At 59.8% G+C, this 1,210-nt stretch carries 1 protein-coding gene; it reads left to right on the plus strand.

What is annotated here, in order from left to right; all coding sequences use genetic code 11:
• Window positions 1-17: 17 nt before the first annotated feature.
• Window positions 18-1,210 (plus strand): type VI secretion system tip protein TssI/VgrG (tssI, locus tag GGQ73_RS22770; RefSeq protein ID WP_183898000.1); only part of this gene is annotated, 1,193 nt, incomplete at its 3' end.

Genomic DNA, 1,210 nt, shown 5'->3' on the forward strand with positions numbered 1-1,210 from the left:
ATCACCCGGGTTCCCCTATGACCGACCAGCCTTCGTCGTCCGATTTCATCCAGGCCAGCCGTGTTTTGAAGGTCAAGTCGCCGCTGGGCGAAGACCAGTTGCTGCCCGAGCGGATGGTGATCAGCGAAGGTGTATCACAGCTGTTCGAAATACAGTTGAATGTCCGTGCCAAGAAGGAAGCGGTGAAGCCGGAAGAGCTGATCGGGCGCCTGGTTGATGTGTCGGTCGAGGTTCAGCAGGGGGATGGCGAAGAGGGCAGTGGTGTCCGCCGTCCGTTCAACGGTCTGGTGACCGACCTGCACGAAGGACCACCCATCACCCGCGGCTTGCGCTCCTACGCCATGACCATCCGCCCGCAGATGTGGCTGCTTTCACGCCGCTCCGACTGCCGCATCTGGCAGAACAAGACCTCTATCGACATCGTCGAAACCTTGTTTTCCGAGCACGGCATTCCCGCCCCGGATACGTCGGGCATCATCAAACCACCGCCTGCACAAGAATACAGCGTGCAGTTCAATGAACTGGACCTCGATTACCTCCTACGTCGCTTCGAAGAGGACGGATTATTCTACTGGTTTTCGCATGAAGACGGCTCTCACAAGCTGCATGTGGCTGATACCGCCAATGGATGGCTTGGACCATCACCCTCCGCTCAAGGCGAAGGCAAAGTGAGATTGGCACAAGGATCATCGGATCGCAACCACATTAACGACTGGGCCCGTCGTTTTTCCTATGTGCCCGGCCAGCGTGCTGGGGCCGACTGGAATTTCGAGACACCGGGCATGGTGCCGGGCACGATGATGCCATCGCTGGTACAAATGCCCGATGCGACCAAGCGCGAGCTCTACGAATACCCGGCCCGCATCAGAACGGTGGATGAGGCCGAGAGGTCGCAGAAGTTGCGTGCACAATCCATCGAGGCCGACCACGACCGGGTCTTCGGCGCATCGACATCGCGCATTCTCGAAGCCGGCCGCCGCTTCACGCCCTATGAGGAGGCTCATCCCGAGCACGAATACGAAGAGCATGTGATCATCAGGGCAAGCCACACGATCGTGGACAGGTCCTACGAGACCAACAGCAACGAGCCGGAATATCGAAACCAGTTCGAAGCCATCCCCGCCCGCGTGCCGCTGACCCCGCACCGGACGACCAAGCGCCCAAAGATCGAAGGCACGCAGGTTGCCATCGTGGCGGGTCCCGAGGGCGA

The organism is Rhizobium skierniewicense (assembly GCF_014196515.1).
GTDB lineage: Bacteria > Pseudomonadota > Alphaproteobacteria > Rhizobiales > Rhizobiaceae > Agrobacterium > Agrobacterium skierniewicense.